Genomic DNA, 15,265 nt, shown 5'->3' with positions numbered 1-15,265 from the left:
AGAAAATGCCCCAGAAGCTCCCCTGGACCCCCTGGCACCGCGTCGTGAAGCTGCGCGACGACGTGCGCACCGGCGAGCTGTCGCTGGCCGATTTCGCCGCCGACCTGCACGACGTGATGATGCAGCGGGGGGTGCGGCCGATATACGAGGATCCCGCTCGCTTCTTCGCGCTGACCTACCCGACCTTCGCGCTGCGCGAGCTGGCGCGGGACGTCCTGCTCCGGCTCGCGGGCCGGAACACGAAGGCGGTCCGGCAGCTCGAGCTGACTTACGGCGGCGGCAAGACCCACACCCTGGTGGCGCTGCGCCATCTCGCGCACGATCCGGCGGCGCTGCCTGACCTGCCGGCGGTGGAGCAGTTCAGGTCCGACGCCGGCGCCGCCCTGCCGCCGGCGCGCGTCGCCGCGCTCGCCTTCGACAAGCTGGACGTCGAGAAGGGAATGGAGGTGCGCGGGCCGCGGGGCGAGCTGCGCTGGCTGAAGCATCCATGGAGCGTGCTCGCCTTCCAGATTGCCGGCACGGTCGGGGTCCGGGCGCTGCACGCCGAGGGCCGGGACGAGGAGCGCGAGACGGCGCCGGCCGAACCCCTGCTGGTCGATCTGCTGGCGCGGCCACAGGCCGAGGGGTTGGCGACGCTCGTGTTGATCGACGAGGTGCTGATGTTCGCGCGCGGCAAGGTCGCCGTGGACGAGGCGTGGCGCGGCCGGCTGATCGACTTCTTCCAGTATCTGTGCCAGGCGGTGACGAAGGTCGACCGCTGCGCGCTGGTGGCGTCGCTGCTCGCTTCGGACCTGGACAAGAGCGACGATACCGGCAAGGCGATCAGCGCGCAGATCGGCGAGATCTTCAATCGACAGAAGGAGGAAGGCGTCCAGCCGGTCCAGAAGGAGGACGTGGCCGAGGTGCTGCGCCGGCGTTTCTTCACTCCCGCGTCGATCGCCGACGCCGATGCGTTCCTGCCGCACGTGACGACCGCGGTGCGCAACCTTGCCGCGGTGGACGACACGGTTCGCAAGGACCGCAGGACGGCCGAGGAGCGCTTCGCCCGCGGGTATCCCTTCCACCCTGACCTGACCGACCTCTTCTACGTACGGTGGACGCAGCTCGATCGCTTCCAGCGGACGCGCGGCACCCTGCGGACGTTCGCCATCGCCTTGCGGGACGCGGAGCCTTGGGACACGGCGCCCCTGGTCGGGCCCAACGTCTTCCTGCCGGCACCTGACCGGAATGGCATCGCCGAGGCGGCCCGCGAGCTGACCGGCATCGCCACGCGCGAGGTGACCGAGAGCCGCGGTCACGATTGGGCCGCGATCCTCGAGGGCGAGCTGGCCAAGGCGCGGGCCATCCAGGACGAGCAGGCGGGACTGCGAGGCCGCGAAGTGGAGCAGGCGGTCTGCACCGTGTTCCTCAGCTCGCAACCGATCGGCCGGAAGGCGCACACGCGGGATCTGATCGGGCTCGTGGGCGCGACGCGCCCCGACCGCATCGCGCTGGAGCAGGGGCTGCGCCGCTGGACGGAGCTGTCGTGGTTCCTGGACGAGAACGAGTTCGGCAGCGACCCGGCGCCGGACGGCGGGCCGCCGCCGCTGCCGAAGGCGTGGCGGCTCGGCGACCGGCCCAACCTGAAGCAGATGTACGACGACGCCTGCGCCAACCGCGTGACGGCGGAAGCGGTGGAGCTGAAGCTGCTGGCCGAGGTCCGGGCGACGAAGAGCCTGACCCAGGGAACGCGGGCGTTCGGCGCGCGGGTGCACATGCTGCCGGAGCGGCCCCGCGACGTCGAGGACGATGGCGAGTTCCACTTCGCCGTCCTGCCGCCGGCGGCCGTCTCGAACGCCGGCCGGCCCAGCCGCGCGGCGCGCCGCTTCATCGACGAGACGACCGGGCCGGATCGCCCCCGCATCCGTCGCAACGCCGTCGTGCTGGTGGCGCCGTCGACCGACGGGCTCGACGTGGCCCGCCTGCGCGTCCGCGAGTATCTCGGCTGGGACGACGTGCAGCAACAGCTCAAGGGGCAGCCGCAGGACCCGGTGCGCGAGGACATGCTGGCGACCTGGACCGAAGAGGCCCGCCGCAGGATGCCGGAAGCAATTCGGCAGGCGTGGACGATCGTCGTGACCGCGAACCCGCAGAACGAGGTCCAGGCGTTCCGGGTGACGGTCGGCTCGGACCCGTTGTTCGCGACGGTCAAGGCCGACCGCCGTGCGCGCATCCAGGAGACGGCGATCAACGCCGAGGCGCTGTTGCCGGGCGGGCCGTACGACCTGTGGCGCGACGACGAGCCGTCGCGACGCGTGAAGGACCTGACGAGCGCGTTCGCCGAGCACCCGCGGCTGCCGAAGATGCTCCGCGTGCAGGAGATCCTCGCCACCATCGACCGCGGCGTGCAGGACGGCCTGTTCGTAGCGTCGCTCCCGCGGCCCGACCGCACGGTCCGGACGTGGTGGCGGACGCCGGTGGACGAGGCGGCGCGCGCGGAACCGGCCCTGGAGCTCTTCCTCCCGGGCGCGGCCACGCTGTCCAACCTCGATGCGAGCATCCTGGCGCCGGGAATCCTGCCCCGGCTCTGGGAGGGCGAGTCGATCACCGTCGCCGCCGTCATCGACTACTTCGCCGGCGGGCGGACGGTGATGACGCCGCGCGAAGGCTACGACGAGCCGGTCGACATCCCGGCGTGCGCCCCTGGCGCGGTCGAAGCGGCCGTCGCGCAGGCGGTGCGGCGGGGCGGTCTGTGGCTGCTCAACGGACCGGCCAGCTTCCAGGGCGAGCCGCTGCCGGCCGGCGTCCTGACCCCCGCCGCCACGTTGCGGGCGCCGCTGGACCCGCTGCCGGTGCAGCGCCTCATGGTGGACGCCCTCCCCGACGCCTGGACGTCCGGTGAAGCGACAGTCCTGGCGCTTTCCGTCGCCCTGGCCGGTCAGGAAGGCCGTCCCCTCCCGTGGACGGTGCTGCGCCGCGCGGTCGACGACGCGATCGCGTCTCGTTGGCTGGAAACGACGCCCGGCAGCGACGCGTGGCCGTGTGACGTTGCCGGCGCGGCGGCGGTGGTCCTGAGGCCCCCCATCGCGTTCGAACCGTCCTCCGCCACACCGAAGGCGGCCGAGTCGCGGGCCGCGTACAGGTGCTCCGCGGTGCTCGATCCGGCCGCCCTGCAGGACCTGATCGACGTGCTGCCGGACATCGTGAAGTCCGCGGCCGGCGTGTCGCTGGAGTTCCGGCTCGATGTCGCGCTCGGCGACGGCGGCAAGGACGTCGATGCGGACACTGTCGCGTCGATCGACGACCTGCTCCGCGAGGTCAGCCCCGACCTGCGCCTGAAGCGCTGAGCGGTCGATTCCCGCCGCTACTCGCCCGTCACCCCGCGCTTGCGCCAGTAGCGCGCGAGGCCGAGGAAGCACTGATCGAGCGGCGCCGCGGTGCCGTAGAGGCCCGCCTCGTCGGCCGGGATGTGCTGCTCGATGTAGGCGCGCATCTCGTCGACGAAGCGGCTCTGCTGTTCCGAAGCGCCGCCCCCCGCCGTGATGCACTCCCGCGCGATGTCGGTCATCGTGGTCAGGTGGGTCTGCATGGCGTCGAGGTGCTTTTCCGGATCGTGGTGCGCGCCGAAGTGGGTGACCAGCAGGGTCGACGCGCGCCACTGCCGGACAAGCTCGATGCTCTGCCCCCAGACTTCGACGTCGATGTCGGGCGGGGGCGTGGGCGGCAGCACGAAGAGCTCGTGGCCGGTCCGGACGCCGGCGACGTCGCCGACGAAGGCGATGCCGCTCTCGCGGTCGAGGAAGCTGACGTGGTGGGAGGCGTGCCCCGGCGTGTAGGCGACCTCGAACCTGCGGTCCGCCGCCCCGATGCGTTCCCCGCCGGCGAGCACCCGCACGTTGGCCTCGGGCACCGGCAGGAAGGCCCCCCAGAGCTCGTCCATCTCGTCGCCGTAGAGCCGCGCGGCGCTGGCGAGCAGCTTCGACGGGTCGATCATGTGCGGTGCGCCCCGCTCGTGGACGTAGACCGCGATGTCGGGGTTCTCCCGCAGCAGCGATCCGGTGGCGCCGGCGTGATCGAGATGGATGTGCGTCAGCAGCAGAGCGCGCACGTCGGCGATCGCGATGCCGGCGTCGGCGAGCGCCGTCCGGAGCGTCTCCAGGCACGACGTCGGACCCGGATCGATGAGCGCGACCCCGGCGGCGCTCTGCACGATGGCAGTCGCGATGACGCGCGGCCGGCCGCGGTGCAGCAGGTCGGTGTACGTGATGCCGCGCGCAATCGTCTCCACCGGGGCCGGATTGTACTATGGAGCTGCGCCGCAGAGACGGTGCCGGCGCAGGCGACGCTGTCCTTCGGCCGGTCGTCGGACCCGGGCGGCAATCGGGCCGACCGCGCCGGGCCCAACCTCCGATATTTGAAAAAGAGCACATTTTCAAACTTATTGTGTTCGATAATGTATACATTATCGAAGTCGCGGGCCGGACCCCTGCCGCAGACATTGAGGATCCCACGGTGAAACAGGGCGACGTGCAGCGGATGCTGGTGGCGACCAACCGCTGGTGGCGCAACCCGCGCGGATGGTCGCGGGACGATCCGGACCTGCGGGACGCCGACGATGCCCCGTTCCGCTACTCCGCCGGCGTGCTCGACGACCTCGCGCCGGGCGGACTGTACGTGCTGCGCGGCCCACGGCGCGTCGGCAAGTCGGTGGAGGTCAAGCGCGCCATAGAGACCCTGATCGCGGGCGGCGCCGAGCCGAGACGCATCCTGCACGCCTCGGTCGACGGCTGGCGCGCCAACGACCTGGGCGGCCTCGTCCAGGCTGCGCGGCCGTTGACGCCGCGCGGCGGCCGGCGGTTCTGGTTCATCGACGAGATCACCGGCATCACGGACGGTTGGCCCGAACGGATCAAGTTTCTGCGCGACAACGACGCGCGGTTCCGCGCCGACACCGTGGTGATCACCGGATCCTCGGCCGCGGATCTGACGGGATCGGTGAAGGCGCTTGCCGGGCGGCGCGGGCCGGCCGGCGATCCGGACCGGGTGCTGCTGCCGATGGGTTTCCGGACCTTCATGCAGCTCACGGCCGAGGAGCCGGCGCCGGTGGACGTGGGCCGGCTCCGGGCCGTGGACCTGACCCCGCAACGGGTGGCCGAGGCGGCCCGCGCACTGGCGCCCTGGCTGGATCTGCTGGCCGGCGCCTGGGACGCCTACCTGCTGGTGGGCGGATTCCCCACCGCCGTCGCCGGCTACCTGACCGCCCGCGAGGTCGCGCCGGCGTTCGTGCGCAGTCTGATCGACGTCATCCACGGCGACGCCTTCCGGCGCACCGAGTGGTCACGGGTGCAGACCCTCGCGTTCCTGGAACGCATGACGAACAGTCTCTGCTCCCCGCTCAACTACGCCGCGATCGCGGACGACATCGGTGTTTCGCAACCCACCGCGCGGCGGCGCATCGACGATCTGCGCGAGGCTTTCGTTCTCTGGCCGTGCCACCGGGAGGACCGGTTGCGACCCAAGCTGAACGCGCAGGCGAAGGCCTACTTCACCGATCCCGTCTACGCACGCCTCGGACCGGGCACGCCCGATGCGAACGTGCTCTCCCAACAGCAGATCGGCATGGCCTTGTTGCGCAACTTCGAACGCGCCCACCCGGGCAGCTATCCGGAGTTCGACCGCGTGCTCTACCACCGAACCGCGACCCGCAAGGAGATCGACTTCGTCGGTCCCGAATTCGGCGGTGTCGCCATCGAGTCGAAGTACGTCGACGGCCGCTGGCGGCGCGAGGCGCAAACCCTGGCCGCTTCCGGCTGGCGCGGCATCGTTGCGACCCGCACCGAGCTGGACGTCGAAGACGCCGGCGTCATGGCGGTCCCGGCGTCCATGCTGGCCTGGTTGATCGACGGCTGATCTCGAACCGGCCACGTCCGTTCCGCAGAGGCGACCATCCCGGCTGCCGGCCGCGCAGCCGCCCGTGGGCCGACATGCGCGCCGCTTGACCGCGCGAAACCCATGCCGGTACTCTGGCAACGTGGCCCCGCGAAGCCCGCTCGGGCGACTGCAGGCATGACCGCCCACGACGACGACCGGCAGCCCGGCGGCGAGGTGATCGAGCGCACGCGCGACAAGACCGTCACCCCGAAGCTGTACCGCGTCCTGCTGCTGAACGACGACTACACGACGATGGAGTTCGTGGTCGCGGTCATCGAAGAGGTGTTCCGGAAGACGCCGGCCGAGGCATTCCGGCTGATGATGCAGGTGCACACCGAGGGTCAGGCGGTCTGCGGCGCCTATACGTACGAGGTGGCCGAAACGAAGGTCGACACGGTCCGGCAGCTCGCCGAGCGCGGCGGGTTCCCGCTGCAGGCCTCCATCGAGGGCGACGGGTAACCGCGGCCCTCCCACGGCATCCGCATGTTCAGCGCCTCCCTCGAGTTGATTCTCAACGTCGCCTACCGCGAGGCGATGTCGCGGCGCCATACGCACCTGACCCTGGAGCACCTCCTCTACGCCCTGGCCCACGACACCGAGGCGGAGCGGATCCTGGCCGCCTGCGGCGCCGACCTGCGGGAGCTGCGGAGTGCGCTCGACGAGTTCCTCGGGACCCTGGAGACCGCGGGCCGCCGCGAGCGCAACGGCGAGCCGGCGCAGACGCTCGCCTTCCGCCGCGTGCTGCAGACGGCCGTGCTGCACGTGCAGAGCGCCGGCAAGGACGAGGTGCGGGCGGGCGACATCCTGGCCGCCATCCTCCAGCAGCCCAAGGCGCACGCGGCCGAGGTGCTGGCCGCGCAGGGGGTCACCCGACTCGACGTCCTCAACTACATCTCGCACGGCATCGCCAAGGTCTCGCCGGGAGACGGCGAACGCGACAAGCGGAGGAACGGGGCCGAGGCCGGCGCGGGCGAGGAAGGACGCGCCGCGGCCCGCGATCCGCTGCAAGCCTACACGGCCAACCTGTCGGAACGGGCCCGGGCCGGGGCGCTGGATCCGCTGATCGGCCGGGTCCCGGAGCTGCAGCGGACGCTGCAGATCCTCTGCCGGCGGCGCAAGAACAACCCGGTGTTCGTCGGCGACGCGGGCGTCGGCAAGACCGCGCTCGCCGAAGGGCTCGCGGCGCGGCTGACGGAGGAGGACGTGCCGGCGCGGCTGGCCGGCGCGGAGGTCTTCTCGCTCGACACCGCCGCCCTGCTGGCGGGGACGCGTTTCCGCGGCGACTTCGAGGAGCGGTTCAAGGCGGTCACGAAGGCGCTGGCCGATCATCCGCTGCCGATCCTCTTCATCGACGAGGTGCACGCGACGGTCGGCGCCGGGGCGACCACCGGCGGGACGATGGACCTGGCGACCCTGATCAAGCCGCTGCTGTCGGCGGGCGAGCTGCGGGTCATCGGATCGACGACCTTCGAGGAGTTCAAGCACATCGAGAAGGACCGGGCGCTGGCGCGGCGGCTGCAGAAAGTCGTGGTGGAGGAGCCGACCGTCGACGAGACGTCGAAGATCCTCGAGGGGCTGCGGTCGCGCTACGAGGAGCACCACGGCGTGACGTTCGGTCCGGAGACCGTGCCTGCCGCCGCGAAGCTGGCCAAGCGCCACCTGCGGGATTCACGGCTGCCCGACGGCGCCATCGACATCCTGGACGAGGCGGGCGCCGCGATCGGCATGCAGCGGACGGCGGCCGACGCCGCCGAAGAGGCAGACACCGGCGCCGAGGCTCCGGAGGTGACCATCGCCGACGTCGAGCGTGTCGTCGCCCGCATGGCGCGGATCCCGGAGAAGCAGACGACCTCGTCGGACAAGGAACGCCTGCGGACGCTGGGCGAGGCGCTCGAGCGCGTCGTCTTCGGGCAGTCCGAGGCGGTCGCGACCGTGGTCACCGCCATCAAGCGGGCGCGGGCCGGGCTCGGCGTGCCCGACCATCCCGCCGGCTGCTTTCTCTTCACGGGACCGACCGGGGTCGGCAAGACGGAGCTCGCGCGGCAGCTCGCCATCCACCTGGGCAACGAGTTCATCCGCTACGACATGAGCGAGTACATGGAGAAGCACGCGGTGGCGCGTCTGATCGGCGCCCCGCCCGGGTACGTCGGCTTCGAGCAGGGCGGCCTGCTGGTCGACGCCGTGCGCTCCCACCCGTACAGCGTGGTGCTCCTCGACGAGATCGAGAAGGCGCATCCCGACATCTACAACATCCTGCTGCAGGTCATGGACCACGCCACGCTCACCGACAACGGCGGGCGCCGGGCCGACTTCCGCCACGTGATCCTCATCATGACCTCCAACGCCGGCTCGCGCGAGGCCAGCGCCACCCCCATCGGATTCGGCGACGATCAGGCGGCGACCGCGCGGGGGCGGATGAAGGCGGCCATCGAGCGGATCTTCAGTCCCGAGTTCCGCAACCGGCTCGACGCCATCGTACCGTTCGACGCGCTCGCGCCGGCGACGATGGAGACGATCGTCGAGAAGTTCATCCTGCAACTCGAGTCGCAGTTGGCCGAGCGCAGGGTGGCCATCGCGCTCGACCCGGCCGCCAGGGCCTGGCTCGCCGGCAGGGGCTACGACCCGGTGTACGGTGCGCGACCGCTCGCCCGCGTCGTGCAGACGGAGGTACGCAATCCGCTGACCGACGAGATCCTGTTCGGCCGGCTCGAACACGGCGGCACCGTCCGGATTGGGCTGGCGGAAGACACGCTGCACTTTTCCATCGAACCGGCGGAGGCCCCGGCCCGGGCCCCGGAAGAGGCCGCCAGCGAATGAACCGGAGACGGGCCGCTTCCCGCTGAAGGCATTCCATGCGTCTCTACGTGGAGCCGATGGACGCGGTCCTCGTCGATTTCGACGAGCGCGGGCAGGTGTGTTTCGAGGACGAGGAATGGAGCAGGCCCTCGCTCCAGGAGACCCGCGCCATCCTCTACGCGGCCGAGAAGGAGATGGCGTCGCTGCGCGAGCTCGTCGAAGCCCTCGACGCCTCCATCGCGCCGCGGACGACGGATTCCTAGCGTCCTGGGCGCTAGACGCCGGCCGCCGTGGCGGCCCGCTCGGCGTCCTCCGCCCCGACCACGACCGCCGCCAGCGGCTGGCTCCCGATCGCCGACGCGTAGGCGTACTCGATGTTCACGTCGGCTGCCGCCAGCAGGCCCGCCGCGCGCCCGAGGGCCCCCGGTCCGTTCGGCACCTCCAGGAACAGCACGGAACGCTGCTCGACGGCATGCCCGTGTTCGGCGAGCGCCCCGGCCGCGCGCAGCGGGTTGTCCACCACCATGCGGAGCGTGCCGCCGCGTTCGACGGTGAGGGCGACGACGTTGACCCGCTCGTCGCCGAGAATCCGGCACGCGCGGCCGAGGGCGCCGGGACTGTTCGGCAGCCGCAGGGAGAGCTCGGTCCGGATCGCCATGCGCGGGAGCTTAGCCGCGAAGCTGCGGTATCATCAACAGATGGTCGTCGATGCGCCGTTCACCGTGCCGGTGGCGAAGCGAAGCGCCGCGTTCGACTACGCGATCCGCGGCATCGTCGCCGAAGCGCGCAAGGCGGAGGCGCGCGGCCGGCGCGTCCGCTACCTGAACATCGGCGATCCCGTGCTGTTCGGCTTCCGGACCCCGCCGCACCTGATTGAGGCGGTGGAGCGCGCGATGCGCGACGGGTACAACGGCTACACGCCGGCGGCCGGCGTGCCCGAAGCCCGGGAAGCCGTCGCGGCCGACTTCGAGACACGCGGGCTGGCCGTGTCGCCGGACCGCGTGGTGCTGACCGCCGGGGCTTCGGAGGGCATCGACCTCGCCCTCAGCGTGCTCGTCGATCACGGCGACGAGGTGCTGGTCTCGGTGCCGACCTATCCGCTGTACACCGGGGTGCTCGCGAAGCTCGGCGCCCGCGCCGTCTACTACCGCAAGGATCCGGCCTACGGGTGGCAGCCGGACATCGAACATGTCGAGAGCCTGATCTCGCCGCGGACCCGCGCGCTCGTCGTGGTCGACCCGAACAACCCGACCGGAGCCGTCTACACGCGCGACAACCGCCTCGCGCTGCTGGAGCTGGCGGATCGCCACAACATCGTGCTCCTCTCCGACGAGGGCTACACCGATCTCGCCTACGACGGCCGGGTTTCACCGCTCGGGTCGTACAACCCGGACGCGCCGGTAATATCGTTCTCGTCGCTGTCGAAGGCGCATCTGGCGCCGGGCTGGCGGGCCGGCTGGATGGCGGTGGGCGGCGGCGCGCGGCTCGACGCCGCGCTCGCGGCGATCAAGGACATGGCCGACGGCCGCCTCTGCAGCGTGGGCCCGATGCAGTACGCGGTCCCCGCGGCGTTGAACGGCGACAAGTCGCACCAGGTCGAGTTCCTCCGCGCGCTGCGCGAGCGCGCGCAAGTGACGACGCGCCGGCTCAACGCGATCGACGGCGTCTCCTGCGTGCGTCCGGCGGCGGCGTTCTATGCGATGCCGAAGGTCGAGCTGCCGCCGGGCCGCACCGACGAGGACTACGTCATCGGACTGCTGCGCGCCACCGGCCTGCTGTGCGTGTACGGCTCGGGATTCGGGACCGCGCCCGCGGACGGCTATTTCCGTATCGTGTTCCTGGCGCCGCCGGCGGAGCTCGACTCGTTCTACGACGCCATCGAGACGTTCACCGCGGATTTCCTCGCGGAGTAGCTCATGATCCGCTCTCGCGCCGTCACGGGTGCGATCGTCGGCGCGTTGTCGCTGGCAGCCGCCGGCGCCGCGGCGCAGACGCCAACCCTCGCGGATTTCGACCCGCTCGTGGCTCGCCTCGAGGCGGCGGTGCGAACGGCCGACACCGAAGCCTACATGGACCTGCTGGCGGACGGCGCCGACCGAACCGCGGCGCGCGCCTTCACCGCCGACGCGTTGAGGCGGAACGTGCAGGAAGCGGCGGCGCGGGGGCGTTTCGTCCGCCCGCTCGACGACGAGGCCGACGGGACCGGCTACGAGTTGACCGTCGAGGTGTTCACGGAGCGCGGCGTCGCGGGCCGGCTCCAGACCTGGACCGTCGACGTCGTACGGGACGACGGCGCCGGCGACGGCCCCCACGGCTGGCGGATCGCCGGCCAGGAACGCGTCGACGTCGTCGAGGGACTCCTCAACCTCACGCTGAACGCCGACGTGGCGTACGACGCGGCGAACCTCGTCATCGCGGGCGAGGACATGACCCTGCACATGGTGCGGGGCAGCGTCTTCGTCGCCGAGACCGACGCGGGCGGCATCACCGCGATGGTGCTCCTCGGCGACGGCGTCCTCACTTTCGCACCCGCGCCCGAGGCCGAACGAGGGCAGGTTCGGTTGCTGACCGGACGCGAGACCCTGGAGGCCGATCTCTCAGGGGCGTTCGTTCGGTTGAACCCGGCGCGGTTCGCGGCGCGAGTCTCGGTCGACGGCCTGCGTGCGCGCGCGGTCGACCGTGGCGAGCTCGAACGGGCCCGCGAGATCTTCGACGAGTTCGCACCCTTGTCGTTCGGGCTCGACCTCGGCGATCTGAGCCGGAAGGCTTGGTCCTTGACGCCCGGCGGCGGCGACTTCATCGCCGACATGCAGACCGATCGGTACGGGACGCTGACCTTCGCGCAGTCCGCGAATCAACCGGAGGACGTATCGCTCTACGAGCGCGAGAACCAGCGCATCATCGCCCTCTACTCGTCGGCGCGGAAGCGCGCGGTGCAGGGCCGCTACTACAGCGAGGACGACGGGGTCGCCTACGACGTCCTCGACTACCGGATCGCGGCGTCCTTCCAGCCCGCCGGCGTCGCGCGCGAGTCGCTGCGGGCGCAGCCCCGGCTGCGCGGCTGCTTCATCACCGGCCGGACCCGACTGGCCGTGCGCGTCACCGGACCGAACCTGACGTCGCTGACCCTGCGTCTGGCGGAGGATCTCGAGGTGCATTCGGTCGTCTCGAACGAGCTGGGCCCGCTGCTGTTCTTTCGCATGCGCGGCCGGGACAACGTCATCGTCAGCCTGCCGAGCGGCGTCCCGCCCGTCGGTGCCGAGTTCACGGTGGAAATCGAGTACTCCGGGCTGCTCGAGGCCCAGGAGCTCGACGAGAACTGGATGGGCCGGCGGGGGTTCGGCCTCGACTCGGTCGGCGCACCCACGCTCTTCGGCATCGGCGCGCGCCGCTACGTCTACAGCAACTCGATCCACTGGTATCCCCGTGCGGGCACGTCGGACTACGCCACCGCGACGATGGACCTGACCGTGCCGGCCGACTACGGCGTCGTCGCGAGTGGCGAGCCGAGCGACGACAATCCAGCCGTCTGGGCGCCGAACGGCGACGCTGCCGGGACGCGGCGGTACCGGTACGTCACGCTTCAGCCGACACGCTATCTTTCCTGTCTGATCAGCGAGTTCGCGCCGGTTGCGGACAATGCGGGCCTGGTGACGCTGGACGCCGCTCCGGAGACGACGGGGACGGTGCGGCACGGCGTCTCCTACGACAGCGTGCGGCTGGCGGTGGAGTCCAACGAGCGCACGCGGGATCGGGTCGGCCGATACTACGCCGCCGCCGCGGACATACTCGACTTCTATGCCTCCGTCGTCGGCGACGTTCCGTACCCCACGTTCACCCTCGCCCTGACCGACGCGATCCTGCCCGGCGGTCACAGTCCGGCGTACTTCGCCGTCCTGAATCAGCCGTTGCCGTTGCCCCCCGGGGTGATGATGTCGTGGCGCACCGATCCGGTCGCTTTCAGCTCGTATCCCGACTTCTTTCTGGCCCACGAGCTCGCGCACCAGTGGTGGGGTCAGGCCGTCGGGTGGAAGAACTACCACGAGCAGTGGCTGAGCGAGGGCCTCGCGCAGTACTTCGCCGCCCTCTACGCCGAGCACCGCAGCGGGCCGGAGGTCTTCTCCGACGTGCTCACCCAGATGCGGCGCTGGAGCCTGCGGCATTCGGATCAGGGGCCGGTGTATCTCGGCAACCGCCTGGGACGCATCGAGGACGAGCCGCGCGTGTTCCGGGCGCTCGTCTACAACAAGGGCGCGATGGTGCTGCACATGCTGCGGCGCCTCCTCGGGGACGACACCTTTTTCGCCGGGATCAGGCGCTACTACAACGAGATGCGGTTCCGAAAGGCGGGGACGGACGACCTGATCCGGGCGTTCGAGGCCGAGTCAGGGCGATCGCTCACGGCGTTCTTCGATCGCTGGATTCACGAGGACGACCTGCCCGATGTCGACTTCCGGTACCGGATCGAGTCCGGCTCCGGCGGTCGCGAAGCCGTGTTGCGGTTCGAGCAGCGAGGCAAGCTTTTCGAGGTGCCGATCACCGTCACGCTCCGTTATCGGGGAAACGCCCGCGAGACGCTGGTCGTGCCGGTCGCCGGCGAGGTGACCGAGGTGCGCGTGCCGCTCCGCGGTCGGCTCCGGGACGTGGAGGTCAATGAGGATGGAGGGGCGCTTGTCGAGGTTGGATAGTTCCGGGCTCTTGCGCCGGACACTTTGGGCGCTGGCCGCGGCCGCCGCGGCGTTGAGTGCGCCGCCGGCCGCGACGGCGCAGCCGGGGCGGATCTCGATCGACATCGCGACGGTGGCCGAGGCCGATGTGGCGCACGCCGGCTCCACGCATCGGGTCGCCGTCGACGCCCGGCTCGAGCCCGCGGGAAGCGGCCTGCACGTCAACTCGAACGAACCGCTCGAGGACTTTCTGATTCCCACCGTGCTCACGGTGGAACCGCCTGCCGGGATCGCCGTCGCGGGCCTCGCCTGGCCGGAGCCGGTCATGCTGGAGCAGCAGGGCGCGGAACAGCCTCTGGCCGTGTTCGAAGAGACGTTCGCCATCGGCGTCGCCCTTGCCATCGAGGGGGACCTGGCGCCGGGCGACTACGAGGTGCCGGCCTCGCTCCGCTACCAGGCGTGCGACGAGCGCATGTGCTACATCCCGGCGACCGCCAGGCTGGCGTTCCAGGTCCGCATCGCGCCCGGCGATCAGGTGCCCACGCCGACGGGGGCCGAGCGGTTCGAGAGAATGGCCTTCACCGCGGCGGGCGCCGCCGATCCGCCGCGAACCGCTTCGCCGCCCCCGGCCGAGCCCGTCGACGAAGGCGACGTGCTGGCGCGGCTGGAGCGGTTCACCGTCGCCGCAACCACCGGCGGCTACCTGAACGAGGAGCAGTTCCTCGAGTTCATCCGGCGCGCCGAGTCGGGCGAGGTCGAGCGGGGATGGTTCGAGGGACGCGGCCCGTTGGCCATCCTGGCCCTCATCCTCATCGGCGGACTCGCGCTGAACCTGACGCCGTGCGTGCTGCCGATGATCCCGATCAATCTGGCGATCATCGGGGCGGGCGCCCGCGCCGGCTCACGGCTGCGCGGCTTCTCGCTGGGAAGCGCCTACGGCCTGGCCATGGCGCTGGTGTACGGCGTGCTCGGGCTCGTGGTGATCCTGACCGCCGGGACCTTCGGCACGATCAACGCCTCGCCCTGGTTCAACCTCGGCATCGCACTGCTGTTCGTCGTGCTGACGCTGGCGATGTTCGACGTCGTCACGATCGACTTCTCGCGCTTCCAGAACCGCTTCTCCGGCGGGGCCTCCGGACAGGGATCGTTCCTGCTGGCGTTCGGCATGGGCGGCGTGGCGGCGCTCCTGGCGGGCGCCTGCGTCGCGCCGGTGGTGATCCAGGTCATCGTCTTCTCCAGCAACCTGTACGGCACCGGCACCACGCTGGCGCTCGCGCTGCCTTTCGTGCTGGGGATCGGGATGGCCATCCCGTGGCCGATCGCCGGCGCCGGACTGACGTTGATGCCGAAGCCCGGGCCCTGGATGGTGCGGGTCAAGCAGGCATTCGGCGTGTTCATTCTCGGCACGGCCGTCTACTACGGGTACCTGTCCTACGGCCTGTTCAGCCAGCGCTGGGTCGATCCGGACCTGGTCGCCGAGAGCGTGCAGGAGCTGGTGAGCGAAGGCTGGCACCCCTCGCTCGCCCGGGGGTTGGCCGCCGCCGAGTCCGAGGGCAAGCCGGTGCTCGTCGACGTCTGGGCGACGTGGTGCAAGAACTGCCTGACCATGGACAGGACGACCCTCCAGGCCGCCGGCGTGCAGGCGGCGCTCGACGAGTACGTCAAGGTCAAGTTCCAGGCGGAGGATCTCGGCATCTCGCCTGCGCGCGAGGTGATGGAGACCTTCGAGGCCATCGGCCTGCCGGCCTACGCGATCCTCCACCCGCAGGACGGCGCCGGGGCCGGCGTCACCGCCGACTAAGCGCGACCTTGCGGTCGCGTTGGGAGTTTCGCGCCAGCGAAACTCCTGCGGCCTAGGCTCCCAGCCTCGGGAGCCCGCGGCACGCGCACGC

General features: G+C 71.0%; 10 protein-coding genes. 8 read left to right on the top strand and 2 right to left on the bottom strand.

Translation table 11 applies throughout. From position 1 onward, the window contains the following. The first annotated feature begins 5 nt into the window (after positions 1-5). Entirely contained in the window at positions 6-3,326 is a 3,321-nt protein-coding gene (locus F4X11_20045) for an ATP-binding protein (protein MYN67290.1), read from the top strand. Between the two features lie 17 nt (positions 3,327-3,343). Here F4X11_20045 and F4X11_20040 read toward each other — a convergent pair whose 3' ends face one another. Then, positions 3,344-4,267: an MBL fold metallo-hydrolase gene (locus F4X11_20040; protein ID MYN67289.1), complete on the bottom strand. Its 924-nt coding sequence runs from the start codon at positions 4,265-4,267 to the stop codon at positions 3,344-3,346. A gap of 17 nt (positions 4,268-4,284) precedes the next feature. Here F4X11_20040 and F4X11_20035 point away from each other — a divergent pair, with 17 nt between their 5' ends. The 4 genes from F4X11_20035 (at position 4,285) to F4X11_20020 (ending at position 8,969) form a co-directional block, all read left to right on the top strand. Continuing rightward, positions 4,285-5,889 (top strand): ATP-binding protein, encoded by a 1,605-nt coding sequence (locus F4X11_20035; protein ID MYN67288.1) that lies wholly within the window; start codon positions 4,285-4,287, stop codon positions 5,887-5,889. A gap of 156 nt (positions 5,890-6,045) precedes the next feature. After that, complete coding sequence (locus tag F4X11_20030; GenBank protein MYN67287.1) at positions 6,046-6,369, top strand: ATP-dependent Clp protease adaptor ClpS; 324 nt, start codon at positions 6,046-6,048, stop codon at positions 6,367-6,369. Between the two features lie 24 nt (positions 6,370-6,393). Further along, the gene (locus F4X11_20025; GenBank protein ID MYN67286.1) at positions 6,394-8,727 is read left to right on the top strand and encodes an AAA domain-containing protein; all 2,334 of its coding nucleotides are present in this window, start codon (positions 6,394-6,396) and stop codon (positions 8,725-8,727) included. 35 nt (positions 8,728-8,762) lie between these two features. After that, entirely contained in the window at positions 8,763-8,969 is a 207-nt protein-coding gene (locus F4X11_20020; protein MYN67285.1) for a hypothetical protein, read from the top strand. Positions 8,970-8,980: 11 nt separating this feature from the next. On the opposite strand, the gene F4X11_20015 is transcribed toward F4X11_20020, so the two are convergent. Continuing rightward, complete coding sequence (locus F4X11_20015) at positions 8,981-9,232, bottom strand: ACT domain-containing protein (GenBank protein MYN67284.1); 252 nt, start codon at positions 9,230-9,232, stop codon at positions 8,981-8,983. Here F4X11_20015 and F4X11_20010 point away from each other — a divergent pair. The 3 genes from F4X11_20010 to F4X11_20000 are packed head-to-tail and all read left to right on the top strand — an operon-like array spanning position 9,231 to position 15,174. Further along, a complete protein-coding gene (locus F4X11_20010; GenBank protein ID MYN67283.1) occupies positions 9,231-10,619 on the top strand; it encodes an aminotransferase class I/II-fold pyridoxal phosphate-dependent enzyme in 1,389 nt (462 codons plus the stop codon). The two genes, F4X11_20015 and F4X11_20010, sit on opposite strands and share 2 nt — an antisense overlap. 3 nt (positions 10,620-10,622) lie before the next feature. Further along, the gene (locus F4X11_20005) at positions 10,623-13,394 is read left to right on the top strand and encodes a M1 family metallopeptidase (GenBank protein ID MYN67282.1); all 2,772 of its coding nucleotides are present in this window, start codon (positions 10,623-10,625) and stop codon (positions 13,392-13,394) included. Beyond that, the gene (locus F4X11_20000; GenBank protein ID MYN67281.1) at positions 13,360-15,174 is read left to right on the top strand and encodes a hypothetical protein; all 1,815 of its coding nucleotides are present in this window, start codon (positions 13,360-13,362) and stop codon (positions 15,172-15,174) included. Before F4X11_20005 ends, F4X11_20000 begins: the two co-directional genes overlap by 35 nt. The last annotated feature ends 91 nt before the right edge of the window (positions 15,175-15,265 follow it).

The organism is Acidobacteriota bacterium (assembly GCA_009861545.1).
Lineage (GTDB): Bacteria > Acidobacteriota > Vicinamibacteria > Vicinamibacterales > UBA8438 > WTFV01.
The sequence above is the reverse complement of the archived record's forward strand: the minus strand, read 5'-3'. Positions and strand labels throughout refer to the sequence as shown.